Here is a 25,357-nt window from a genome sequence, read left to right as displayed (position 1 = left end):
CCACATCATTGTAATATTTTGTTATTGATTGACAATAAAAATCAAACGGATAATACAAATTGCCATTTTAATATGATTTTTTTGCAGTTAGAAGGAGCGATCAACAATGTTTTCTGTTCTGCGCAACCGCAACTTTGCCCTGCTATGGAGTGGTGAGCTGATCTCCATTCTTGGGGACTGGCTGATGGTGCTGGCCCTCCCGTTCTATATATTCGATCTCACCAATTCAGTTCTGGCGACCGGTGGAACGTTCATCGCGATGTCGGTGCCGCGCCTGTTGCTCGGCTCGCTGGGTGGCGTCTTCGCCGATCGCTGGGATCGCCGCCTCGTGATGATCGCGACCAATCTGCTACGCGCCGCGATCCTGCTCCTTCTGCTGCTGGCTCACTCCCCCTCCCTGCTCTGGCTGATCTATGCAGTAACCCTGCTGGAGTCGGCGATCTCGCAGTTTTTCATGCCGGCCAAAAGCGCGTTGATCCCGCAGATCGTTTCCTCGCAGGAATTGGTGGCCGCCAACTCGCTGGATTCATTCAGCGAGGCGGTGACGCGCCTGCTGGGACCATCCCTCGGCGGCGCGCTCTACGCCTTCTTTGGCATTATCAGTATCGTGGCCATCGATAGCTCCTCCTACCTGGTCGCGGCCCTGTGCCTCCTGCTGATCACCTTCCGACCCCAGATTCGACCGCAACCGGCTGCGCCGGCCAGTGCAGGAGCGCAGGCCACGCCAAAGGCGCTCTGGCTCAAGCTCTGGCATGAGCTGGTCGACGGACTGCAGGTGGTACGCACGGAGCCGGTGTTGCGCGCCATCTTTACCGGCATGGGTGTGATGATGGTGGGAGAAGGAATTCTGGATGTGCTGCTGGTGGCCTTTACCCGTGATATTCTCCACGGCAATGCCAGCACCCTTGGCTGGATTATGGCGGCACAGGGAATGGGCGCCCTGCTGGCCTCCGTCGTCAGTCAACAGGTCATCCGTCGCCTGCAGCCCCGTTACCTGATCATGCTCTCATTTGGGATCATGGGCATGTTCCTGATCATCATCATCAATACCCCCATCTTTGCCATCGACCTGGTCCTGATGGCCATCATCGGCGCCCTCCTTGTCTGGGCCATGGTGACCGCCCAGACGCTGATGCAGAAGGCGACCAGCGACAGCTATCGCGGCCGCGTCTTTGGCTCCTACAACACGGTGCTGTCCCTGATGGTATTGATCGGAATGGGCATCTCCAGCGTCGGCGCCGGCCTGCTCGGCACCGCCGTGCTGCTCGACATCTCCGGCGCCATCTTCGCCCTCAGCGCGCTCCCGTTTATCAAAATACCGGCGATGAGCCTGGTCAGCATCCCAACACCCGCCGAACCATCCGCCCTCACCGAATCACCCATCCCCGTCAAACCATCTTAACGTATACGTTTGGGGCCGCAAGCCTCGATATATGCAACTTTAGAGCATGCATAAAGGAAAAAGACCACAGCACGTGCGGGCAAGCATGCCGGGAGCATACTCGTCCGCACGTGCTGCCTTGTTTCTGCCTTCAAAATTAGAGCGTGTCTGATTCTCATGATCATCGCCTGCAGCCCGGCTGAGTTTTCGCACCGGCGGTGCTCACGGCTCCATGGTCTGTTGGTGCAGCAGGGGCGCTTTCGCGCCCCTGTTGCACCAACAGACCATAACAATGCGGCCGCGTAGCGGACGCGCGTGCGGGGGCGCGCATGTGCCCTCAGGGGGACGGGAGTCAGATACATTCTTACACGTCCTGATGGTTGGCTGAATGTGCTATGCTAAAAGCAAATTGGCACAAATAACGAAAACAAAGGACGTTTTTTATGTCAGCACCACATCTTCCGCAGCAACCAGACAGCGGTACCAATAATCAGTCGCAGACCGGGGAGATCCCGTCGATCTTTAGTGAGTTTGATCTCTACCTCTTTGGGCAGGGGAAACACTTTTATCTGTATGAGAAGATGGGGGCGCACCCCCGCGTCGTCGATGGAGTGGAGGGCGTCAACTTCGCGGTCTGGGCCCCCAATGCGCGCGCGATCTCGGTGATCGGCGATTTCAACGGCTGGAATCGCAGCACCAATCTGATGGAACTGCGCCACCAGGAACTGGGCGTCTGGGAGACGTTTATACCGGGACTGCGCGAGGGCGCGCTCTACAAGTACGCCATCTATTCACGCAATAACAACTACACGGCCGATAAGATCGATCCCTATGCCTTCGCCAGTGAGCTGCGCCCCAATACGGCCAGTATCGTGCAGGATATCAGACATCACCAGTGGCAGGACGCGGCCTGGCTGGAGCAGCGGGCACAGCGCCAGGATCTGAACGCTCCGCTGTCGATCTATGAGGTGCACCTGGGATCCTGGCGCCACGTGCCCGAGCGTCATGTGCCGGGAGCGGCCGAAGAGGATCGCTTTATGACCTATCGCGAGCTAGCCCCGGCGCTGACCGACTATGTGAAGGCTCACGGCTTTACCCATATCGAGTTGCTGCCCATCACCGAGTATCCGTTCGATGGCTCCTGGGGCTATCAGTGTACCGGCTACTACGCGCCCACGTCCCGCTTTGGCACACCCGAGGATTTTCAGTATTTTATCGATTATGTCCACCAGGCGGGCATCGGCGTGATCCTGGACTGGGTCCCTTCGCACTTCCCCAAGGATGGTCATGCCCTGGCCTACTTCGATGGCACGCACCTGTATGAACATCCCGATCCGCGCAAGGGCGAGCATAAAGAGTGGGGGACCTACGTCTTTGACTATGGACGCAGCGAGGTGCGCAACTTCCTGGTCGCCAGCGCGCTCTTCTGGCTGCGCGAGTACCATATCGACGGTCTGCGCGTGGACGCGGTGGCCTCAATGCTCTACCTGGACTATCTACGGCCGGCGGGCGAGTGGATCCCCAATGAGCATGGTGGCCGTGAACATCTGGAGGCGGTCACCTTCCTGCAGCAGCTCAACGAGGCGGTCTACGCCGAGGTACCCGGCGCGGTCACCATCGCCGAGGAGTCGAGCGCATGGCCGCTGGTGACGCGTCCTACCTATGTTGGAGGCCTGGGCTTCACCCACAAGTGGAACATGGGCTGGATGCACGACATGCTTGAATATATGAAGCTGGACCCTATCTACCGTCGCAACTACCACAACAACATTACCTTCTCGCTGATGTATGCCTATTCGGAAAACTACGTGCTGCCCCTCTCACACGACGAGGTGGTGCATATCAAGGGCTCAATGATCAACAAGATGCCGGGCGATCTGTGGCAGAAGTTCGCCAATCTGCGCGCCTTCTACGGCTATATGTGGGGTCACCCCGGCAAGAAGCTGCTCTTTATGGGCGGCGAGTTCGGTCAGTGGGCCGAGTGGAACTACAAGGAGAGCCTGGACTGGCACCTGCTGGCGCCGCCTAGCGATCCGCATCACGCCCAGCTGCTCGACTTCATCTCCCGGCTCAACCAGGTCTATCAGGACGAGCCCGCCCTGAGCGCCCTGGACTGCGATCCCGCTGGCTTCTCCTGGATCGATCCCCACGATAGCGATAATAGTGTGATCTCGTTCCTGCGCCGCAGCAAGGACGATGAAGATACCCTGCTCTTCATCAGCAACTTTACGCCGGTACCGCGCCAGGGCTACCGCCTGGGGGTACCAGCCTCGGGCATCTACTACGAGATCCTCAACAGCGACGACGCCCGCTACGGTGGCAGCCACCTGCTCAACTCCGAAGATATGACGAGCGAGCCCATCCCCTGGCAGTCTGGATCACGCTCGATCGTCCTGACGCTGCCCCCTCTGGCAACCATCATCCTCAAGCGCCGACCCGGCACCATCGGCAGCGAACCCGAACCATTAGAGGAACAGGTCCCTACCTCCTCCGACCACCCATCGGGGGACCCTTCCTGACCTCGGTTCACCGATGTACCCCATGGACGATGGGGTACATCGGTGAACCGAGGCCTCCCGTCCCCGGACGCCCACATTTCCCCAAACACACCATCTCCCCTCTCAATGACGCGCCAAATATCACGCTCAACATATTGACCATTGGCCGATTTCTCCCTTCTCTCAATACATCCCCCATACATACACATATCCCAAAACACGCGCTCCATATACTAAAAGTAGAGCATAAATGAAGCATGCCCTCGATCATCAGATGTGGGGCTCTTCAAGCATAACAACAACGTAGCACATATTTGTAGAAAGGTTACTGTATACATGCGTACAAAGTTCCTGCGGCAGGGCATGCTCGCAGTCTGTCTCAGCCTCTGCCTTCTTGGCACGTTCACTTCGGGGCTGGTACAGGCTCAAGCGAGTCCAGGCAAGCATAAGCCGCAACACCCCTTCGCAGTCAAGGTATTCATTATCACTATGTTCTCAGGTGAAGCGACGCGATGGCAGGATCATGAACATTTTACATTGGTCTTTAATGTGCCGGGCGCCGATAACCCAGTCCAATGTAATGTTCAGAGACTCTGCCTGACCATCACCGGGGTCGATAAGTCCAACGCGGCCGCCAGTATGTCAGCGATCCTGGCCGATACGCGCTTCGATTTCCAGAATACCTACTTTATTACCGCTGGCACGGCCAGCACCCCGCCACGTTCAACCTTCCCGCGTCAAGAAGCTGGGACCCTGGGCTTTACCGCCTGGGCCGACTGGGTCGTTGACTGGGATCAGGGCTTCCATCAACTACCCGGACAGATCTCGGATCCCTTTGGCTATATTCCTCCCAAAACTACCTTCCCGGATAGCACCTCCGTCTATCAGCTCAATTCGAGCCTGGTATCGCTGGCCTATCATCTGACCGCTAACCTCGCATTGAAGGATAGTCCTGAAGCCATTGCGGAACGTAATAAGTATCCTAGCCAGGTAGGCAAAAAACCCTTTGTCGCCCAGTGCGATACAGACTCGGGCGATAATCTCTGGAAAGGACTCTTCTTCTCTCAACTCGCTCAACATATTATGGACCTGTTGACTGATAACCAGGGCCACAACTGCACCTATAACCAGGAAGATGCAGCAACGGCCACCTCCCTCAAGCGCTTTGGCTACCTGAATCACTACCTGGATCTACGGGGTGCCAGCGCCTTCTATACTCCACCCCCGGGAGAGACACTCGAGGATTTCATCACCAGGAGTCCTCGCACCAACGACCTCGCGTTCGACAACCTCTACCTGGTCGGCTCGACCGTCGCACACTACCTGATGGGCCTGTCGACATCAGAATAGCGATCGGTCGTGGATCAACACTTTCTAGACTGGAATAAGCATGTCCTCTATTCACGCGTGAATAGAGGACATGCTGCATTAGAATTTGGAAGGTTGGCATTCTCCATGATATAGTGCATTAACTGTAGCATCCCTATCACACGGGGCTTGTTATCTCGGCACCTTTACGACCCCGGCCGGCGATTGCTAATCACCCAATTACAATAACCTATCCTGGCACCCACTGAATCACACGATCCCTGCGAGGAAACAACCATTCCTCCCGGGGATCTTCCCCTTTGCCGATCGGCATATATAACCGTTCTTTAGCATCTACAGGCTCACCCGCTGAATCTACCCCTGGCAGAGTAACACTCTCTTGTTAGTAAGCGTGTTGTTGTTAACAAGGGCACAATGTTCTTTTGAAAAAAAAGCAGAGATAGGGGTGTACATCAGTATAAGTATTATTCATATTCATCGCGATAGATTCGGCGAACGCTGCACGAAACTTCAATTCCATGGTGGGAAGAGCAAAGGATTCGTTGATTACTGCTTTGGGGCTCTGTACATACTCGGATTGTGCGGTAAATCGTAGGTAGGTACTGAATGGTTCGAACAGTGCAAGTAGCGCCTTTCTTGAAGACAAGAGGAGCCGATAATGACCATCGAAGAGATTATCCGTGCATGGAAAACAGGAACGTCGGAAGACCCGAATCAGCATCTGCCTGGGAACCCGATCGGCGATGAATTGTCTGATAACGAACTGGCAGAAGCATTCGGCGGCAAGAACGCCCAGGATTGGATTGCTATGCCTAACGGGTCACACCGTACGAAAGAGTGTGGAGACTGCAAGAAACACAAGAAACCATAAAGATTTAGCCTGCCACTTTGCGGCCCCGGATATTTTTTAGGAAATAGCCGGGGCCGCAATTACACGGGAGATAGAGCGGGGAAAAGGTTCTTCCGGGCAACTCTGCAAGTCGTAGTAAGTAACTGAATGGTTCGAATATGTAAGTAGCGCCTTTCTTGAAGGCAGACAAGAGGAGCTGATAATGAGCATCGAAGAGATTATCCGTGCGTGGAAGGCCGGAACGTCGGAAGATCTAGATCAGCATCTGCCTGAGAACCCGATCGGCAATGAGTTGTCTGATCAGGAACTGGCAGAGGCAATTGGTAGTCATCAAGGGCAGGATTGGATGGCTATGCCCAACACTGAAACTCGACGCCCTACGAAGTATGAATGTTGGTGTAAACCAAAAAAACATTGAATCTTTCCACCCTACGAAGTGGGACTGTTAGTGCAGAACACCCAGAAAACGTTAAAATTTGACTCGTCACTTTGCAGTCCCGGATGTTTTTTAAAAATGTTCGGGACCGCAAGGATGTCACAAGAGGAGCCGATAATGACCATCGAAGAGATTATCCGTGCGTGGAAAACAGGAACGTCGGTGGACCTGGATCAGCATCTGCCTGAAAACCCGATCGGCGATGAATTGTCTGATCAGGAACTGGCAGATGCAGTTGGTGGAGAGAACACCCGGAATTGGATGGCTATGCCTAATACTCCTGTACCTTACACCGTTCGCGAGGGGGGCTGCAAGAAACACAAGAAATCATAGAAATGTAACCTGTCACTTTGTAGTTCTGGATGTTTTCTGAAAATGTTCGGGACCGCGAGGATGTAACGAGATGAATGTAAGAGCAGACATTTGTATCGTATTGCTCTCTACAAGGAGCAGAAAGTGAACAGTATAGAATCCTCATGGCAATCCGCTGGCTGGTATCACGCGGCAACCCTGAAAGAACGCCTTCAGTCACTCCAGGGCTCCCATAATCCGCTTACCATTGAACCTGGCAACAGGCGGGAAGCGGAAGAAGCGTTCCAACAGTGGAAGCAGCAAGCTCCTTTCCATATAAGTTCTCTCTTTGCTGATCGCCTGGCGCTGGATGCGATAACTGAACAGGATCTTCTTGCGCTCCTGGTGGAACCCATCGAACGTGTCCGCGACCGCCTGATCCAGTCAGGACCGCCACACTGGCTGGAAGAACTGGCGAGGGCTTTTACGGGAGCGGATGCACCCACTGCTACTGATCTTCGCTTCCCTGAGCAAGAAGGAGGTGAGGACTTTGCTTTTTTACGACCTCTGCTTCCCCTGTTACAGAGAGGCATCCAGCGCCTTCAGGAGGGCATAGATAGGCTTTCTCAGCGGTATGATATGCTTCCTTTTGATCCGCAAAACGTCGCATCTTTGTTCTTGCCCAATCTTGCCCAACAATTGCAACCTCAACTACACCGCACATTTGTGCTCGAGCTGAATATCGCGCGTTTGCGAGGACAATTAGAGGGTGAAACGTCTGAGGAACGTTTTCAGAGCTATATACAATTCTTGAGCAATAAAGATGTAATCGCGTCCCTGCTCGAAGAATACTCTGTGCTGGCTCGCCAGCTCGTGATTACACTTGATTTTTGGGTTACATTCAGCCTGGAGTTTTTACAGCACCTCAGCGCAGACTGGCCAGAGATTTGTACCCACCTGGCACCCGTAGAAGATCCGGGATTACTCGCTACGATTGACGGTGGAGCCGGTGATACCCATCGGGGGGGACGCAGTGTGATGCTGCTCCAGTTTGCTTCCGGCTGGCAACTGGTGTACAAACCAAAATCATTAGCGATCGATGTCCATTTTCAGGAATTGCTTACCTGGCTGAACGAACATGGCGATCACCCTGGCTTCAAAACAACCAGGCTACTGAATAAGGGCTCATATGGCTGGTCCGAGTTTATTCCTGCTCGCGAATGTACCTCTGAAAAAGAGGTCGAACGTTTTTATGAGAGACAGGGGGGATACCTGGCTTTGCTCTATATTCTGCAAGCAGTTGACTTTCACGCAGAGAATATCATAGCTGCTGGCGAGCATCCTATGCTGGTCGATCTGGAAGCGCTGCTGCATCCTCAGCAGCGCCGCGAGGAGGCTTCTCTTCTGACACATCCAGCCTTGCTGCATTCTGTCCTGCACACAGATCTGCTTCCTCAGCGCGCCTGGTCCGAGGAGGATGCCATAGGAGTCGATCTCAGCGGGCTTGGCGGTCAGGAAGGGCAACTATTTCCTCGTCCTGCTCGCAGGTGGGAAGGCGAGCAGACAGACGAAATGCACATAGTACTGGAGGATATGAAAACGCCTGGCGATCAGAATCGCCCACAGCTCAATGGTCAGCCAGTGCAAACTTCCGATTATTGCGGTGCTCTCATCAAAGGTTTTAGCACCATTTACCATGAGATTAGCACTCGTCGCGCTGAGTTCCTGACCCACCTTCTGCCTCGCTTTTCCCATGATGAAATTCGTTTCATTGCCCGCGGGACAAGCGATTATGCTCTACTCCTGACCGAGAGCTTCCATCCCAACAAGTTGCGCGATGCCTTAAAACGCGAGCGTTTCTTTGATTATTTATGGCTGGCCGTCAAAGATATTCCTTACTTATCCCGGCTGATTGCCGCGGAACGGGCCGACCTGCTCAATGGTGATATTCCGCTGTTTACTACCTATCCTGACAGCCACGACCTGATTACCAGTCAGGGGGAGGTTATTCAAGGCGTCTTTGAGGAGACAAGTCTGGAACGCGCCAGAATGTGTATCGAACAGCTTGGAGAGGAGGATCTTGCCCGGCAGTGCTGGATTATCAAAGCATCTTTCGCTTGCATGTCGCTAGATATCCACAATCCGCCATCGGCAGGAGTACATCTGCGACCAGTATGTAGCGACGTGAACCATACACAGTGTGTACAGGCCGCTCGTGCTATCGGTGAGCAACTCAACAGGCAAGCTTTGCGCAAGGGCGGTGCCGCCGGATGGCTCGATATCGGGCTCTATAGAGATCGCGAGTGGTCTCTTCAGGTCAGCGACATCAGCTTATACAACGGCGTAGCGGGTATCGCGTTGTTCTTGAGTTATCTGGGAAGCCTGACAGGTGATGTCCGTTTTACAGAACTAGCCAGAGCAGCTGTGGCTAAATTACGAGCTGATATGCAGAAGGCCAGAACACGCCCTGAGCAAGCAAGAGTGGGGGTTTTTGATGGTTGGGGTTCTGTGGTGTACCTCCTATCCCACCTTGGGATGCTCTGGCACGATCATTCCTTATTCAAGGAGGCTGAGGAGCTGGTCGCGCTGCTGCCTGACCTTGTAGAGAAGGATGAGAGCCTGGATATCATGGCCGGTTCGGCGGGATGCATTGCCAGCCTTCTCTCTCTCTATGCGGTCTGGCCATCGGCAAAGACGCTTACGGTTGCCTTGCAATGCGGTGATCATCTACTGGCCCGCGCTCAACCGGACAAAAGAGGGCAGCGTTGGCTATCCCGTTCTCAGGAACCGCTGCCTCCCGGCTTTTTGAGCGGTACTACCGGCATTGTCTGGAGCCTTCTTAAACTGGCCCGCGCAAGTGGTGAAGAGCGTTTCCGCTACGTGGCCATGCAAACTTTACAGCACGAGCAAAGCGCGCTGTCTGTTACAGGAGAGCAGCAGGATGCCCGCCCATGTGAGCGTGGTGTTGGCAGACAGAGTTGGTGCCAGGGAGCGCCAGGGATCGGGCTGGCTCGCCTGGATTGCCTGGAAGAATTACCTGATGAACAGAATCGCAGAGAAATAGACCGCACGCTTAACGTTACCCTGGCGGCTGGCTTTGGATGGAACCATGCACTCTGCCACGGCGACTTTGGCAATCTTGAGCTCTTGCTCGTCGCTGCCCGCACCCTGCGTGACCATTGGTCCTGCGGACAGACCAGGCGCATCGTCGCTTCACTGCTCGACAGTCTTACAACACAGCGTTGGGTTACGGGCGTGCCTACAGGGATAGAGACGCCTGGCTTGATGACAGGTCTGGCGGGCACAGGCTATCAATTACTCAGGTTGGCAGCACCTGAACAGATTCCATCTGTGCTTTTACTCCAGCCACCTGTTATCAGAAAGGAACATTAAATGCCGATAACGTCGGACTGTTTCAGCCAGGATGTGCTCGCCATCGTTGCAGGGGCCAGTACAATCACTGAACGCCTGAGTGGAGCACTGGTTCCTGATGATGCTCATACCAATCATGAGGTCGTACAGGCCCGCCTGGCGGCATGGTGCCAAAGTAGCGCAGGAGGAAACCGGGAACTGTTTCGTGAACGCCTGGCCAGGGATGGTTTTGATCTGCGTATGGTACAAGCGGTCCTTGGCTCAATGCATGTGGATAAACAGCATATTCTTCCTTCCTGGGCTCATCTTCTGCGGGAGGTTTTGCTCTTTACCGATAAAGCACCAGAAGATGAGGCAACATATAACCAGCACATGACACAACTTGTCCATGCTCTGGCGACAAAGCAACCGGTTCCCTTTGGAGAAATTCTCGCCCCGTTTGTTGCCATCGCGCATCAACAGCTGATGAGCCAGTCCAGTGGAGCTTTTCATCTGCTTGCGGAGCAGGCACATGCAACTCTGCGGGATCAACTCCTCCAGGAACTGGTTGCTTGCGCGGTGGATACCTTATACGCCGAGTTCGCCAGGGAACGCGCGCGGACTCAGGAGGCTGAAGATGCCTGCTATCAGCGCTTTATCGAACAGATGCGCTCAGCCCGGTTAGCGGCGTTTTTTCGCCAGTACAGCGCCCTGGCGCGCCTGCTGGCAACACTTACCGAGCAGTGGGTTGCGGCTACGGCCGCGTTTTTTCAACATCTCGCAACTGATTGGCCAGACATCCAGAACATGCTTGGCGCCAACCAACCTGACCAGGTCGCGGGAATCCAGCCGGCGCTTTCAAAGAGCTATCATGGAGGACGCCGCGTGATGGCCCTGACTTTCGCATCGGGCGGAAAAGTAGTGTATAAACCTGGAAACATTGGTCTGGAGGACGCGTATTATCAGCTGCTGGCCTGGTGTAATCAGCAGGCCGTCGCTCACCTCTTCAAGATCCTGGCATGTCTCAATCGCAGGGATCATGGATGGGTGGAATATATAGAACACCGGCCATGCAGGAATCAGCCAGAAATACATATGTATTGCCAGAGAGCCGGTATGTTGCTGTGTCTCATCTACCTGCTCGGTGGCAGGAATTGCCTCGCCAGCCATATTATCGCGTATGGTGAACATCCCGTTTTGGTAGATCCCAGCATCCTTATGCAGCCCTATTCCTCTCCTCATCACCCGGACAACACATCCTCTACGCCGCCTGATCAGAGTGATGAGCATCTCATGTATACAGTGCTGCATACTGGACTTCTTGCTACCTGGCAATTGTCCAGGGACAAAGAGAGCATTCGTGATACCAGTGGACTGGGCACGCCAGGTATGGCTTCTTTGCTTGCTCAACAGAAATCTGTTCGCACCAGTGAAGCTGCAAGTGAGGTTCTTAAGGGCATGAACATACCACTGCTCAACGGCTGCCCACAAAGGCTGGAGGATTATGTTGAAGATGTCGTGCAGGGTTTTCAAATCCTGTATCATTTTCTCTTAAGCCACCGTGAAGATCTTCTCGCGGAGACCAGTCCTTTGTATCTTCTTGAGCAGCAGTACATACGTTTTTTCTTCCGGCCTGATTGGATGTATTCGGCAATGAAGGAGAAATTATGTACTCCAGCTTTTTCGCGTGATGGGGTGGTTCAAAGCATAGCAATGGAATTGCTAGGATCGTCCATCATTCAACAGAGAAGCGAAGCCGAGAAAAAACGTTGGTGGCCGCTCTACAAAGCGGAACAGCAGGCATTGATCACGCACGACACTCCGCGTTTTACCATGCGCGCGAATAGTGTTGACTTGATCCTTGAGTCTGGTCAGAAAATAGAGCGGTGTTTTCAGACAGCGGGATTCACCCTTGTGATAGACCGGCTGCGGAGGCTGAGTGATGAGCACCTGTCACGGCAGAGCAAACTGATCCAGGCCACCCTGTGTGTACCAGTTCGGGCAGGCAGAGCATCACGACTTATAGAGGACTGCGCTTATGTGCCAACAAATGAGGAACTGATAACACAAGCGCTCGCTATCGCCGAGCAAATTGCCACACGCATGGTATCGCTAGCAGATGGAAGGATTACCTGGCTCACGCCACAGTATCTCCCATCCGCCGAACAGTATCAACTGCAACCTATGGAGTATCACCTCTATTCAGGAACCTTCGGTGTCGCTCTATTCCTGGCGGCCCTGGAAAACATCACGGGCGGAGCAGGCTATCGTCAAATGATCCTGACGGCAGTGCAACCTGTGGTGCAGGCGCTACGCAGGGACCCGGTGCATATGGTCGGGGCGACAGGCATTGGCGCTGGTACTGGTCTCGGTTCGATCATCTATGCGCTGACGCGCATAAGTCTGTTTTTGGACGAACCAGGATTGTTAGATGACGCGAGACAAGCCGCCAGAGCAATGACGGCTACAGATATCGAAAGCGACCATGAACTGGATGTCCTCGCGGGAGCGGCAGGCGCGATTCTGGGGCTCATGGCGCTCTACGATGCCTCTCCTGAGCAGAGCATCTTAGACCAGGCTCTACTCTGTGGCCAGTATCTCTTGCGTGCATCTACGATCAGCGAGAGAGGGTATAGAGCGTGGCCCAATTTTAACGGCAAGTGCCTTACGGGATTTTCTCACGGGGCGGCGGGCATCGCCTATGCACTGCTGCGTCTTTACTCTGTCACACAGAACCCCTCCTTCTTGCAGGCTGCAAAAGAAGGCATTGCCTATGAGGACAGCCTCTTCTCGACCGCAGAGGAAAACTGGCCTGATTTGCGCACTGATCCTCCATCGTTAGATGTCTACACCTGGTGCCATGGCGCGCCAGGAATTGGCCTGGCGCGTGCTGGCGGGCTAAGTGTGCTGGATACTCCCCAAATTCGTAAGGATATCGATTGCGCCTTACAAAAGACACAACAATGTAACCTGCTGGATTGGGATCATCTCTGTTGTGGCAACATTGGCCATGTGGACATCCTGCTCACACTATCGACGCTACTCTCTCGCCCCGATCTTGCCGCAATCGCGAGAAGCCTGACCGGGCAAGTACTTACAAGAGCGCAGCAAAACGGGGCATTCATGTTTAGTATGCAATTCCCACCTCAAGTGTATAAGGTGGAACTTTTCCAGGGCATGGCCGGCATTGGATATGAGCTTCTGCGCATCGCCCACCCCGATCGCGTACCTTCCCTCCTCCTCTGGCATTGACATCTTCCCCCAACAACGGCCAATCGCCAGTCCCTCGGTTTGACCAGGGACTGGCTCAATCGGCGGCCATCTGTTCGTCTTCGGCTGCGTGATAGCCAAAGAGGGTGCTGATAAAGTAGTGGTCGGCGTTGGCGAAGTTGTAGAAGACGTTGTTCTCGATGACATCGAAGCGGTGTAGGGGAACCAGCAAACCATCAGAGTTGATGACGAAGTCGCGATAGAACTGGTGATCCAACTTGCGCTCACCCCACTTGCTGCCAGTGGTGACATCGATGGCATCGATGGCCGAGTTGACGACGTGTCCAGCCAGCCGGGTGAATGAGTTCTTCTGCTCCAGAAACTCCTGCTGGATGCTGTGCGGCAGATTGGCGGTCACGTTGATCTCGGCGGTGGCCTCCTTGACCCCCTCGCCCAGACCCTGCTTCAGATATTCGACACGATCTGTCTGCCAGCGAGTTCCAATGAAACCACGCGTATTGCCGTCACCGCTGAAGGTAACCAGGCCCTTCAGACCGATCTGCGCCTTGCCGTCCTGGTGGCCCAGATCTTTTTGAATGAGCTTCTCGACGCCATGCCGGGTCTCGACGGCCTGCCGACGACTGATCTGCGTGCTGGTCGGCGTCAAACCCAGATCATAGTGGAAGCCGGTCGTCTCCAGGTATATCTTCTCGCCATTCGGCAGCATCAAATCATAGCTTGTATTCAGAGCTACGCGCTGGTTGCGGCGCATAAACTTGCGCTCAACCATTGTCAGATGGATGGCACTGCGCGAGCGGATCACCAGGTTGCGCGAGGACACGATGTACTGGTCCATCCCATCGCGAACCTGGCCGTTTGTCTCTTCGGTACCGTAGCGAAAGATGACGATCTCGTCGCCAAAGACATCCTCCAGCAGCCGCGTCATGCCGACACTGCGACTGTTCATGGCCCCCGCTTCCTGTAGATGCATGGTGAACGGCACGCCGTTGCGCTGCGCGCGCTGGCGCATGGCCTTTAAAATATTGACGGTCGGAATGTCGCCCCGCAACAGCTGGCCGGCATTGCCCGAAAACACCATCAAGGCGGGTATGCTCTCCGTCGGATGCTCGATTGTTAATATTCGGCCCTTGTTTTCCGGGTTATATAGTAGCATGAAAGAAAACCTTTTTAGCTTTATCAATAATATACGGCAAGCAGCTCGATCCTGATACCCTTTTACTGGATCGTGGCCCTGCCGGCTTAAAAGAGTGTGCTTTCTTGCTTATGCGCACAAAACCTTCTATTTAGGTGTACGGATGACCTGCGGAAATGGTTGAAATAGTAGCCATTTTTGTATCCCCGCCGCGGGCGGGGAAGGGGAAAGAAGAAGGACCTGGGGACTTGGGGACTTGAGCATGCTGGGAGCATGCTCGCCCAAACCCCGGCAGGAGGGCTCGCCGCCCCTCCTGCACCTCCCCGCTTTATAGTAGTTTATTAATATGGAGGTGTGACCGGCGCGCGAATGCGCGCCGGTCACACCTCCATATTAATAAAAAATGGCGGCCGCGCATGCGGCCGCCTGCGCGGAGAGCACCGCGCTAGCGAATCGAAGTCTCGCGCGTGCGATCAACTTTTTCAAGCTGGCTGTTGTGCTGATAGGCCTCGCAGACCAGGGTGCAGATCTCGGCTGGATCATCGGAGATCAGCAGCAAGTCCAGGTCCTTGGGCGAGATGTTCTCGACACCAAGCATGGTTTCACGCAGCCAGTTCATCAGACCACCCCAGTACGCGGACCCATAGAGGATGACCGGAAAATTGCTGACCTTTTTGGTCTGTATCAGCGTGAGCGCTTCAAACAGCTCATCCATAGTGCCGAAGCCGCCAGGGAAAATGACAAAGGCGCTGGAATATTTCATAAACAGCGTCTTACGTACAAAAAAGTAGCGGAAGTCGAGTGAGATGTCCAGGTAGGGGTTGGATGATTGCTCAAAAGGCAGCTCAATATTACAGCCAATTGACAGGTTTCCACCCTCCTGTGCCCCCTTGTTAGCCGCCTCCATGATGCCAGGTCCCCCGCCCGTGATGATGCCAAAGCCAGCCTGGGCCAGCAGGCGCGCGGTCTCGGTGGCGGCGGCATAAGACGGATCATCGGGTTTGGTACGCGCGGAACCAAAAATGGCGATTGAGGGAGGAATATGGGCCAGCACGTCAAAACCATTGACGAACTCGCTCATAATACGGAACACTCGCCAGGGATCTGTCATCGTATAATCAAAGTTCAGCGCACGCTCAAAGGCATGCTCCTCCTCTTTGATACGCTCATGTGGAACGGGCTGATTGGGGCTGACCAGCGGCTGCGTCGGCCGGCTAAGCAACCTCTCATCATCTGTAACGGCCCCCTTCTGGCGCAGAGCATTATAGCGCTCGGTCGCCGTCTTGTCTCGATGATTACCCGATCCATTCATCTTGGTGTTCCTACTTTTCATAATAAAATGCATTTCTGACTACTGATAGCACTAAAATTCGTATGCCCGGCCCGCCAGGGGACAAAAAGCTTTCCCCATAACCATCATAACAAAGGATTGAGGGAACTCAGCATCACCGGTCACCAGGATCAAGCGGCACTTCTAACAGACTTTTACCGCTCGCGAATGATATTGCCAATAACAAATCCAGTATAGCACGCAATACTGCCCACCACTATCATAGCTGTGTTAAATGTTGGTAAAGCCTCGCTTAAACAACCCCTCTTTATGGCTATATGAATTCAAAGACTCGCTTCTGACCCTATATAATCTACGCTCTAGCCTCTTCTATGTTGCAAACCTCTGCCCTTTTTTCGCGGGGGACGATATATGCTATACTCAAGCCGATCACAATTCTACTAAAGATAAGGATAACATAACCATGAGTGATGATGATACGTTATTAAAAGAATTGCTGGAACAGGAAGAGGAGCTACAATTTATACGTTTCTCCAATGAAATGGCGCTGGAGCTCGGCCTGGCCCTGCTCAAGGAGGCGCGTACGCGCAGTAAGCCGGTGGCCATCGATATTAGCCGCCATGGGCTGCAGCTCTTCCACTTCGCCATGGAGGGAACCGCCATCGATAATGGCGAGTGGATTCGTCGCAAGAATAACGTGGTGCAGCGTTTCGGCCATAGTTCCTTCTATGTGGGCCGCTCGCTTAAGCAGGCGGGCAGAACAATGGAGGAAAAGTATCTGATCTCCTCGCAGGAATACGCGGCCCATGGCGGTGCTTTTCCGCTCATCATTCGTGGCGTGGGCGTCGTCGGTACGGTGACGGTGTCAGGATTGCCACAACAGGAGGATCACGAGTTGGTCGTCGGTGTGCTGAGACAGTTTCTGGCGACGCGGGATACGGTTAGACAGTAAATTCAACACTGATACGTGGCAGGCGCAGTTGCGCGGCGGTATGAGCCCAGAGCCGGATCGCCTGGGCGACGATCTCGTTATCGCGTGGCGACTGCAGGCCTGCTCGCTGTGAGAGTCGCTTCGTCATGACTTGAATACGCCAGGCACCATTCAGGCGCTTGAGATTGGTCGGTAGCCCCGTCCGAAGCAGTCCGGCCAATCGAGGCGATTGACGATTAATAATGAAAAGCACATCGGGCCACTGTTCAACTAAAATGGAAACGAACTGTTCGGAAAATTCGTCATAGTGTACATGTTGTTGCTTCTGCTCCACAGAACTCCCCTTGTTTCGCTGTAAAGAAACCGCACGTACCGCTAGTATAACACATCAAAATATGGCCCGTAAATATAGCTCTATATCTATATTCCCCCCGAAGAATTCATGCCGCGCAACGCCAGATATAGTCAATTTATCCCTCCAGGCGCGTCCGCTGCGCGGCCGCGCTGGCTTTTTGTCTGGTGGTGCATGGGCGCGCATGCGTCCCCATGCACCACCATAAAGCTAACTTCTGGGCAACACCGATATGCCGCGCCTACAGTACCCACGAGTCCGTTTTGAGTTGGTGCCTCGGGGCGCATGCACGCCCCGAGGCACCACCAGACAAAAAGCCAGTGCGGACGCGCCTGGGGAGCGCTCACGTGCTGTAGGGTAACGAAAGTAAGACCCATTCTTAATCGGCGAGCTTGAAGATGGTTTCATAGCGCTGGTAAAACTCGGGCTTGAGGATGCCATAGAAGTGGACATCCTGGCGAACGCCGTTGTGGATTTCATGCTGGCGCAGGATGCCTTCTTTCTGGAAACCAACGCGCTCCATCAGCCGCTGGGAGCGCGGATTGATGCCCCATACCTCTGCGTAGACGCGCTCCAGATTGTTTACCGTGAAGGCGTAATCCAGTACAAGACGCAGGGCCGTGCTCCCGATGCCACGTCCCCAATGCTCTCTAGAGCCGATGACGATGCCGATGGTGGCACGCCTCTCATCGATGTCGATACGGGCCAGTTGGAGAAAGCCGACAAATCGACCCTTATAGTCAATGGCGAAATATTTCATGTCATCGCGCGGCTCGCTGATGCGCTGCTCGAATTTCTGCCTGAAGGCGGTTTTGGACAGCAACGGCACCCAACCTGCCAGCAGCGAAATTTCAATGTCGTACTCCCAGCCGTAAAATGTATCCAGGTCGTCTATCTCCAGGGGGCGCAGAGAGACATTGTCAAGAGCAAACATGCTTTTTTCTCCTTATGTGTTGAAGGCGATTATGGCAAATGAGAATAGGTGATCGTGCATATAACGGCATCATAATATAGAAGTCAATCCATATCATGGGTTCGGCCCTCCCACGCACCCGATTTCCCCCTCCCCCACATACACGCGCACACATAGGTTCGGACCTCGAGTCCAATTAAAAACCCAACAAGACGTGCATAAATATGAGGAGCCAGGCGACCAGGCGCAACAGGGCCAGCAGAGCGACCAGCAGGGATAAATATAGCCCGGCATAGGCCCAGCCTTTCCAGCTGTGCTGTTGCTCGATGACGATGACGATGACACTGCCAGCAAACGCGATCAGCAGGCTGGCACAGACCAGCCAGATGTTGATGCTCGTCACAAAGAGGGAGAGAACGAGGGCGATCGCACCGATAATGCCGGTGAGCAGACTCATGACACTCATACCCTTTAGAGGAGGCACGGCAACCGGCGCCTGCTCCTTTGGCAAGCGCATGCCGCGCAACGCGCTATGGCCGCCGAGCGCGCCGAGCAAGGAGCCAAGCACCGTCAAAAATAACCAGAGCAGCGGCAATCCATAGAGCATGGTAAACTCAAGGCCCCAGGCCTTGATCGAGGTCTGGCGCGCGTTAAAAAGTGGTTCATGATAGCGATAGAGGAGGTAGACAATCACCATAATGCTCATGACGGCGTCAACCGCACCTACCCAGAAGCCCGCTGCCACGCCGGTTGTCGCCTCGGCCGTGGCATTGGTGCTCAACATACCTATCCCAAACACCCCCACCATCCACAATACAACCATCAGCATCATCCAGACCAGCAGATCTGGCCACGGCACGCAGGCCACCAGCAGGAGCACCCCGCAGCCGATCCCCAGCCCAAACAATGCACCATAGCGAAAAGCGATATACCTGGCCGTCACATGTCGGGTCGGAGCACACACAAGCTATCCCTCACCTTTTCCCTCGTCAATAAGTGCTTCACGTCCTTGCTCCTCTCGCCTAAATACTTTTTAAGAAAATACGCACAAAAATCTCTATTCATCACAAAAACCTGAACAATTCTTTGTGGCGCGGCCGCTTGCGCATCGGGCTCCCATCGGTTACCATACATAGATATCCACGCTCTGCTTATTATAGTCTAAAAAGATCAAAAAATTGTAAAACGGGGATGTCAGGGGAAAGTTCCTGCTATCTCTGCCTCACACTTCATGCGCGTGAGGCTGTATGTACATTGAGACGATGAGGTATTTATGATGCTTGCTTCTTATCCTTCGGCTCCTGAGCTGACTGATGCTTATGTTGAGCAGGTCTGGCAGTCGTTGCCAGCTTTTGTGCGTCCGACGCTGTTTGTGCCGGCGACGCGCCTATCGGCTGAACTGGGCTGCGAGATCACGATTGCCAGTGAGTCGCTGCAATATACGGGGAGCTTTAAATTTCGGGCGGCCTATAACCTGCTGGCCAGTGTGCCGCAGAAGAATATTGTGGCGGCCTCTTCGGGCAACTTCGGCCAGGCAGTCGCCTACGCCTGCCAGTTACTAGGCAAAACGTGTACGGTAGTGATGCCGTCGACGTCGGCTCAGGTGAAAATCGCGGCGGTCCAGTCCTATGGCGGCGTCGCCGATCTGATCGAGGTGCGCGAGATCAGCCGGGCGGGACGCATGGCGCAGCTGCTGGAGCAGTCGCCCGATGCCTTCGGGGCCCAGGCCTATGATGATTATCGCGTAGTAGCTGGCAATTCGACGCTGGGTAAAGAGATCCTGGCCTACAGCCATTTTGATACGATTGTGGCGCCCGTGGGAGGGGGTGGATTGAGCTCGGGCATCGTAGTGGCCCGTGACCATCTGCAGGCGACGACCGAGATCGTGGGCGCCGAGCCCCAACCTGGCAATGACGCGTCCCGCTCGCTGCAGGCCGGCCGCCTGATCAAAAATGAGGCCGAGCCCCACACCATCGCCGATGGCGCCCGCACCATCAGCCTGGGACAGATCAACTGGGAGATCCTGCAGCATGGTCTGGCTGAGATCATCGAGGTGCCCGACGCCCAGACGCTGGCGGCCCTTAAGCACTGCTTCCTCTACGCCAATCTCAAGGTCGAGCCGACCGGCGCGCTGACCCTTGGTGCCCTGCTCACCAATCCAGAACGCTTCAAAGGCAAACGCGTCTGCTGCATCGTCAGCGGAGGCAACGTCGACCCTACCGTCTACGCCCACGCCATCACATCCAACCCCACCCTGTAGGTTTGGGCCTCGCGCCCGATTTTCTCTTTTCGTGATGCATGGCTGCATGGAGACGAGAAATCGGGCGCGAGGCCCGAATTTATGGGGATGTCCTCTCTTGCCAGCGTCGGTTGCCTCGGGTATACTGAGCAAGCTATTTGAACTGATGTAATGGCACATATGCATCTATATATAAAAGAATGAGCAATGTATCAACCAGCATCCCTGGTAGAAGGTGAACGCCTGTGATACTTCGCCTGCTGCAATTTCTGCAGGAAGATTGCCCACCAACCGTGCGCATACAGATACTCGCCCTGCTGCGGCGTGAGTGGCCACAGGCGTTGGCGGGGAAGAGCGACGAGGAGGTCGCGTGGCCCGATAATCCAGAGACGCAGCCCACCTCGTTCGTGCTGCTGGCTGATAGCACCGTTGTCTGCCACGTGGCGGTTCCCTGGAAGACCATCGAGCACGCGGGCGAGAGCTACCAGGTCTTCGGCCTCAGCGAGGTAGTAACCCACCCCTCCTATCGCCACCAGGGGCTCGGCTTGCGCCTGGTCAGCGAGGCGACCGACTTTATTGAGCAGAGTGGCGCCGACATGAGCATCTTTACCTGTCAACCACCGCTGGTATCGTTCTATCTCCAGGCCGGCTGGGAGCATGCTATCCACACCAACCTCGTCGGCGGCACGCGCACGCAGCCGTTCCGCAGCGATACGCTGGGACTGGCTACCATGATCCGCTTCTTCTCGATCAAAGCCCGGCGACACCGCTCTGACTTTCTGGGAGCGGATGTCTATCTGGAGCTTGGCGAAAACGAACTGTGGTGATCGCTCTCTATCGGATGCCACCTGTATTCAATAGAGGGATGCTGCGCCGGATCTCGAAGCGTAGACGCTGGTGGGATTGCCGGATAGCCGCCTCGACCTCGACCGGGGTGGCGCCGCGCGCGAAGATGAAGCCTAAATAGCTGGCCCCCTCAGGCAGGGGAACGAGCTGATTGTTGAGCTTCGCGGTAATCTCAACTCCGGTGATCAGCGGAACGGCCAGCGCCTCTTCAATGCCGTGCACCCCCTTGAGAATACCTGCCCCCGGAATGGGGATCATCATGACGCCGGCCGCCTGTTCCTCACGCTCCAGCGTGGCGACCTCTTCGCCGATGGCGTGGCGCAGGATCAGCTCTTCCAGGCACATACCTGAGCCGAACTCCAGAATCGTCGAGCAGAGTCCGCCAATTGAGCGGCCGGCCATCTCCAGCATCCAGGGTCCCTGCTCGTTGACGCGCAGCTCAGCGTGGATGGGTCCGGTGCGTAGACCTAGCGCGGCGGCGGCCGTCGAGACACATTCGGCAATAGACTGCTGCACCACCTCGGGTAGCCTGGATGGCGTCACATAGATCGTCTCCTCAAAAAAAGGACCATCCAGCGGATCTGGCTTGTCGAACAAGGTCAGCACCTTGAGCTGACCGTCGGTAAGCAGTCCTTCGAGGGCGACCTCGAAGCCGGGAATGAAGTCTTCCACCAGGATGGAGGTGTCGTGCTCGGAGGCTCCGTCAGAGAGCAGCAAGCGCTTGAGGCGCTCAAAAGCGGCCAAAAATTCAACGGGATTGTCAGCCCGTATCACACCACGACTCCCCGAGAGCCGGCGGGGCTTGAGCACGCAGGGATAGCTGACCTGACCGGCGATCCACTCCGGATCCTCATGCAGCCAGAAGCTGCGGAAAATGGGACACGGCGCGCCACCGGCGGACATCAGCTGGCGCATCAGCAGCTTGTCGCGCGCCGCCTCGCTGGCCTGCGGCGAGTTGTTGGCCAGTCCCAGCGCCAGATTCGCGTATGCCGCCAGCTCGGTCGCGCTATCGTCCACCGATAGGATGGCCGCGAACGCCTCCTCACGCGCCTGCTCCACAATCGTCTGTAACGAAGTCGTGATATCCGCGAAGTCCAGGCCCAGCGGCACATGCCACAGCTCCGCCAGCGTCTGCGGCAGATCCAGCCCGATCACCGCCTCCAACCCCAGTTGCTGCGCCGCCTTTACAAAAGCGCCGGCCCGGTAGGTCGCCGGCGACATCAATAACAAAACTCTTTTCGTACGCTCGTCTACAAACATAAAAACACGGATCCTCCTCCCTCTACTGCCCCCTATTATATACCTACAGCAGAGGGTCGGCACCTGCAATACTCATGAGCCCATTGTATGGTGATGCAACCGGGGCGCCACAACCATATTTATGGTGATGTAACCGGGGGGCGCATGCGCCCCCCGGTTACATCACCATAAAAAAACAGTGCGGCCGCGCCAGCGGCCGCCCGTGCGGGGCGCTCACGTGCCCCACTATAACAAGAGTAAGCACTCTCTAAAAATTATGACGCTTCCTCTTTTTCGCGACCTGGACCCTGGCGCGCGTCCATTGTATTGAGATCAGGCTGCCCCCAAAGTAGAGCGTCGACACAATGGCATCGCGAGGTGGAACAAAATCGGGCGGCTCAGGTGGAAGTGGCTCGTAACCAGGATAGAGAGGCTCCTCGTCCTCGGTCTCTTCAAGGCGTCCGTCCCTTATGGCATTGGCTAGCGTGGCGTCGCATCGTGGTACATACCCATCTTCATGCTCCATTTCTCTCGGATACTGAATACCTCGGGGCAGGATAGCCGCATGGCCATCGTCAAGCTGTAGAATGTACGCACTGAAATGCTTGCCGTTTCCCTGCTTGGTAACCTGATGAAACTCATCTTCAATGTATGCCATGCCACACACACTCCTTCAAACGAATAAAACTCTCTTATCATATATATAGCTGCCCCCGTCAAGCTCATACTGGAGTCATCAACGCGGCGCCACCTATGCATGAAATGCCGCTATCACACGACCAGCCGGACAGTTCCCCCATCATCCCAATAGCAATCCCGCACAACGGCGTCCGACCTCCTGGGTATTTCATATCTGTCAGCTACCATCACACACGGCGATTGCGTCATCCGCCTGCTCCTTTCACCATAACGCCCAGGCCTCTATCGAGCTCGATGTTCTTCCCGGGCCAGGCCACTCACAGTAACATCATACAAAAGTAAGACAACTTATATCAAGTATATCAATTTTATTAAGAGTCCATGAAAGTTTTAAGACAGCATGAAATATCAAGATACAAATAGAAATTTTCTGAAACATAATATCATTGTTTCATAAAGGAACGCCGGTTTCACAGCTATTGGCAATATGATATGGTATATCCATCAAGCAATTGTGGCATTTACTCATCAAATGCATCACTCTTGCATAAGTTAAAAAAAAGAAAAAAATGGTGGTTAAACCATATGTTACATATTAGCTACGAGGAACTCTTGCGGCTGGCCGTATCCTATCAATACTCTGGCATCTTTCACGCGGACATCATGATTAACGGACAACCGGGATTCGTTGAGGTGCTTATTCAGGATGGGCAGAGCTTTGATATTCTCTCTGTTCCAGCTCCCCGACGTGGTGAAAGCTGGGAAACCATGCTCGCCCCACTCGGACGCCTCTACTGGAAGCTCATCGCCCCCGAAACCTCAAATATCGCGGCTCGCAACGAATACCACGCCCAGCTGCTGCAGGTCAACCAGGTCACCCAACAGCAGCAGGCCCAGGCGCGTGCCCAGGAGGCCCAACACCGCTACCAGGCCATTCCGCGCCAGAAAATACAGCTCTCACCAGACCAACTCCGTCAGCTCCCCCATCGCTACCGCACCGTCTACATGCTCATCGATGGATACCGCACCCCCAAAGACATCGCCACCATCCTCAACAAAACCATCGAAGAAACCGACCAGGCCCTCGCCTACCTCCACCAACAAAACATCATCACCTGACCCCAATAACGTCCCCATACACGCATGCTCGCCCAACACGAAAATGTATCCCGTAGGCGGCATAGGATTGCGGACGCCATCAACCATCTCCCCTTACAAAAATACCGCAATCCGGCCTTGTGCATGCCACCTCCGTTGACGTACGAAATGCCAGCTTATACATCAACCCCTTGCCATACCAAATGCCGGCTTATATATCACCTCCGTTGACGTACCAAATGCCGGTTTATACATCAACCCCTTGCCATACCAAATGCCGGCTTATATATACCGCCTCTTTGGCGTACGAGCATATACTTTTTTTAGGAAAATAACGTACGTCAACGGGGCGGCATGCACAAGGCCGGATTGCGGCGTTTTCGTGTAATCAACGTGTATGAAAGAGTCCGCAATCCTATGCCGCCTACGGGATACATTTTCGTGCTTCTTGTTGCCCCCGTCTTCATGATCCCGATACGATTTCGCGTTTCTTGATGCCTCGTCTCATGAAACGGGTATACGTTCTCAAATTTATTTCGACTTGTGGTTTTTCTTCTTTTGTTTGGCCTTAAAAGCAACCGGATTGTTCAGGATGTATGCCGTTTGGGCATCGAAGTCGCGTTGATCGCGGATGATATGATCATAGAAACGCTTCTGCCATATTTTCATTGGATAACAGCTATTGCTTTCTTTGAGATAGGCATACCACGCATTTGAGACGAGAGATTTGTAACCGCTGATAATCTCGATGACACTTTTTACGTCTGGCTGATCCTTCTCAATAATCAAGATGCAATAGATATGGTTGTGCATAACCATGATGGTGCCGGGAATAATGCCGGCATAATGCTGCGTGAGATTGTACCATTCGCCATATGCAATAGCACGCAAGGCCGAATGCTGAAATAGCCAGCGCCGCTTTTTGGTGCAGATAGTAATCGCATAAGCTCCAGGTTGGCGATAATCATAGTTAACCATGCGTATCTTCTTCGTCCGCTGCACTTCCATCTTATTATTGTTGTCCCTTCCCATTATTTCTCCCTTCATTTGTGCTCTCAAGAATATCAAACATTTTTATTCATATTCTCGCCTACATAAAGAACAATACTGCGCACATTGATAAAAGCGGAAAAAGAATGTAATTTCCCTGAACAAAGGTCGTTGAAAATTGGGGTGTCGTTTGCACGAAGGGATGCGCTCTTCCTTGCTTTTCTCCTATCACAATGAAATAATTGCTTATATCATATATAGTTATTCCATGTACGCTCTTACCATTTATGGTATCTACCTTGCCCGCCGGTCTGTCTGTT

20 protein-coding genes are annotated in these 25,357 nt (G+C 54.3%); 12 read left to right on the top strand and 8 right to left on the bottom strand.

Features of this window, described 5'->3' with window-relative positions; translation table 11 throughout:
- Nucleotides 1–106 precede the first annotated feature (106 nt).
- The 8 genes from KTT_RS23640 to KTT_RS23605 all read left to right on the top strand — a co-directional run bounded on the left by KTT_RS23640 (nucleotide 107) and on the right by KTT_RS23605 (nucleotide 13,388).
- Nucleotides 107–1,402 (top strand): MFS transporter, encoded by a 1,296-nt coding sequence (locus KTT_RS23640; protein ID WP_126598868.1) that lies wholly within the window; start codon nucleotides 107–109, stop codon nucleotides 1,400–1,402.
- Between the two features lie 422 nt (nucleotides 1,403–1,824).
- Nucleotides 1,825–3,900 (top strand): 1,4-alpha-glucan branching protein GlgB, encoded by a 2,076-nt coding sequence (glgB, locus tag KTT_RS23635; RefSeq protein ID WP_126598866.1) that lies wholly within the window; start codon nucleotides 1,825–1,827, stop codon nucleotides 3,898–3,900.
- A gap of 315 nt (nucleotides 3,901–4,215) precedes the next feature.
- Nucleotides 4,216–5,229: a nucleoside phosphorylase-I family protein gene (locus tag KTT_RS23630; protein ID WP_126598864.1), complete on the top strand. Its 1,014-nt coding sequence runs from the start codon at nucleotides 4,216–4,218 to the stop codon at nucleotides 5,227–5,229.
- Between the two features lie 637 nt (nucleotides 5,230–5,866).
- Nucleotides 5,867–6,079: a mersacidin/lichenicidin family type 2 lantibiotic gene (locus KTT_RS23625; RefSeq protein ID WP_126598862.1), complete on the top strand. Its 213-nt coding sequence runs from the start codon at nucleotides 5,867–5,869 to the stop codon at nucleotides 6,077–6,079.
- A gap of 181 nt (nucleotides 6,080–6,260) precedes the next feature.
- Complete coding sequence (locus KTT_RS23620; protein WP_126598860.1) at nucleotides 6,261–6,476, top strand: hypothetical protein; 216 nt, start codon at nucleotides 6,261–6,263, stop codon at nucleotides 6,474–6,476.
- Nucleotides 6,477–6,611: 135 nt separating this feature from the next.
- The gene (locus KTT_RS23615; RefSeq protein WP_126598859.1) at nucleotides 6,612–6,827 is read left to right on the top strand and encodes a hypothetical protein; all 216 of its coding nucleotides are present in this window, start codon (nucleotides 6,612–6,614) and stop codon (nucleotides 6,825–6,827) included.
- Nucleotides 6,828–6,950: 123 nt separating this feature from the next.
- Entirely contained in the window at nucleotides 6,951–10,178 is a 3,228-nt protein-coding gene (locus KTT_RS23610) for a type 2 lanthipeptide synthetase LanM family protein (protein WP_160146085.1), read from the top strand.
- The gene (locus tag KTT_RS23605) at nucleotides 10,179–13,388 is read left to right on the top strand and encodes a type 2 lanthipeptide synthetase LanM family protein (protein WP_126598854.1); all 3,210 of its coding nucleotides are present in this window, start codon (nucleotides 10,179–10,181) and stop codon (nucleotides 13,386–13,388) included.
- Nucleotides 13,389–13,443: 55 nt separating this feature from the next.
- On the opposite strand, the gene KTT_RS23600 is transcribed toward KTT_RS23605, so the two are convergent.
- Together KTT_RS23600 and KTT_RS23595 are read right to left on the bottom strand one after the other, a co-directional pair.
- The gene (locus KTT_RS23600) at nucleotides 13,444–14,520 is read right to left on the bottom strand and encodes a hypothetical protein (protein WP_126598852.1); all 1,077 of its coding nucleotides are present in this window, start codon (nucleotides 14,518–14,520) and stop codon (nucleotides 13,444–13,446) included.
- 424 nt (nucleotides 14,521–14,944) lie between these two features.
- Nucleotides 14,945–15,811 carry an LOG family protein gene (locus KTT_RS23595; RefSeq protein ID WP_126598850.1) on the bottom strand — a complete coding sequence of 289 codons (867 nt, stop codon included), beginning with the start codon at nucleotides 15,809–15,811 and terminating at the stop codon, nucleotides 14,945–14,947.
- 442 nt (nucleotides 15,812–16,253) lie between these two features.
- Here KTT_RS23595 and KTT_RS23590 point away from each other — a divergent pair, with 442 nt between their 5' ends.
- Nucleotides 16,254–16,742 carry a heme-degrading domain-containing protein gene (locus KTT_RS23590; protein WP_126598848.1) on the top strand — a complete coding sequence of 163 codons (489 nt, stop codon included), beginning with the start codon at nucleotides 16,254–16,256 and terminating at the stop codon, nucleotides 16,740–16,742.
- Here KTT_RS23590 and KTT_RS23585 read toward each other — a convergent pair.
- The 3 genes from KTT_RS23585 to KTT_RS23575 all read right to left on the bottom strand — a co-directional run bounded on the left by KTT_RS23585 (nucleotide 16,732) and on the right by KTT_RS23575 (nucleotide 18,950).
- Entirely contained in the window at nucleotides 16,732–17,055 is a 324-nt protein-coding gene (locus KTT_RS23585) for a hypothetical protein (RefSeq protein WP_126598846.1), read from the bottom strand. The genes KTT_RS23590 and KTT_RS23585 overlap by 11 nt on opposite strands.
- A gap of 397 nt (nucleotides 17,056–17,452) precedes the next feature.
- Nucleotides 17,453–18,007 carry a GNAT family N-acetyltransferase gene (locus KTT_RS23580; protein WP_126598844.1) on the bottom strand — a complete coding sequence of 185 codons (555 nt, stop codon included), beginning with the start codon at nucleotides 18,005–18,007 and terminating at the stop codon, nucleotides 17,453–17,455.
- A 175-nt stretch (nucleotides 18,008–18,182) separates the two neighbouring features.
- Nucleotides 18,183–18,950 (bottom strand): hypothetical protein, encoded by a 768-nt coding sequence (locus KTT_RS23575; RefSeq protein WP_126598842.1) that lies wholly within the window; start codon nucleotides 18,948–18,950, stop codon nucleotides 18,183–18,185.
- Nucleotides 18,951–19,259: 309 nt separating this feature from the next.
- On the opposite strand from KTT_RS23575, the gene KTT_RS23570 reads away from it, so the two are divergent.
- Nucleotides 19,260–20,246 carry a threonine ammonia-lyase gene (locus KTT_RS23570; RefSeq protein WP_126598840.1) on the top strand — a complete coding sequence of 329 codons (987 nt, stop codon included), beginning with the start codon at nucleotides 19,260–19,262 and terminating at the stop codon, nucleotides 20,244–20,246.
- A 224-nt stretch (nucleotides 20,247–20,470) separates the two neighbouring features.
- Nucleotides 20,471–21,052 carry a GNAT family N-acetyltransferase gene (locus KTT_RS23565; RefSeq protein WP_218030971.1) on the top strand — a complete coding sequence of 194 codons (582 nt, stop codon included), beginning with the start codon at nucleotides 20,471–20,473 and terminating at the stop codon, nucleotides 21,050–21,052.
- A 7-nt stretch (nucleotides 21,053–21,059) separates the two neighbouring features.
- On the opposite strand, the gene KTT_RS23560 is transcribed toward KTT_RS23565, so the two are convergent.
- Together KTT_RS23560 and KTT_RS23555 are read right to left on the bottom strand one after the other, a co-directional pair.
- Nucleotides 21,060–22,331: an ATP-grasp domain-containing protein gene (locus tag KTT_RS23560; RefSeq protein ID WP_126598838.1), complete on the bottom strand. Its 1,272-nt coding sequence runs from the start codon at nucleotides 22,329–22,331 to the stop codon at nucleotides 21,060–21,062.
- 247 nt (nucleotides 22,332–22,578) lie between these two features.
- Nucleotides 22,579–22,968 carry a hypothetical protein gene (locus KTT_RS23555; RefSeq protein ID WP_126598836.1) on the bottom strand — a complete coding sequence of 130 codons (390 nt, stop codon included), beginning with the start codon at nucleotides 22,966–22,968 and terminating at the stop codon, nucleotides 22,579–22,581.
- Between the two features lie 566 nt (nucleotides 22,969–23,534).
- Here KTT_RS23555 and KTT_RS23550 point away from each other — a divergent pair.
- Entirely contained in the window at nucleotides 23,535–24,068 is a 534-nt protein-coding gene (locus KTT_RS23550; protein WP_126598834.1) for a hypothetical protein, read from the top strand.
- A 510-nt stretch (nucleotides 24,069–24,578) separates the two neighbouring features.
- Here KTT_RS23550 and KTT_RS23545 read toward each other — a convergent pair.
- Nucleotides 24,579–25,055 (bottom strand): transposase, encoded by a 477-nt coding sequence (locus tag KTT_RS23545; RefSeq protein WP_160146084.1) that lies wholly within the window; start codon nucleotides 25,053–25,055, stop codon nucleotides 24,579–24,581.
- Nucleotides 25,056–25,357 lie beyond the last annotated feature (302 nt).

Source organism: Dictyobacter aurantiacus (assembly GCF_003967515.1).
Lineage (GTDB): Bacteria > Chloroflexota > Ktedonobacteria > Ktedonobacterales > Ktedonobacteraceae > Dictyobacter > Dictyobacter aurantiacus.
The sequence above is the reverse complement of the archived record's forward strand: the minus strand, read 5'-3'. Positions and strand labels throughout refer to the sequence as shown.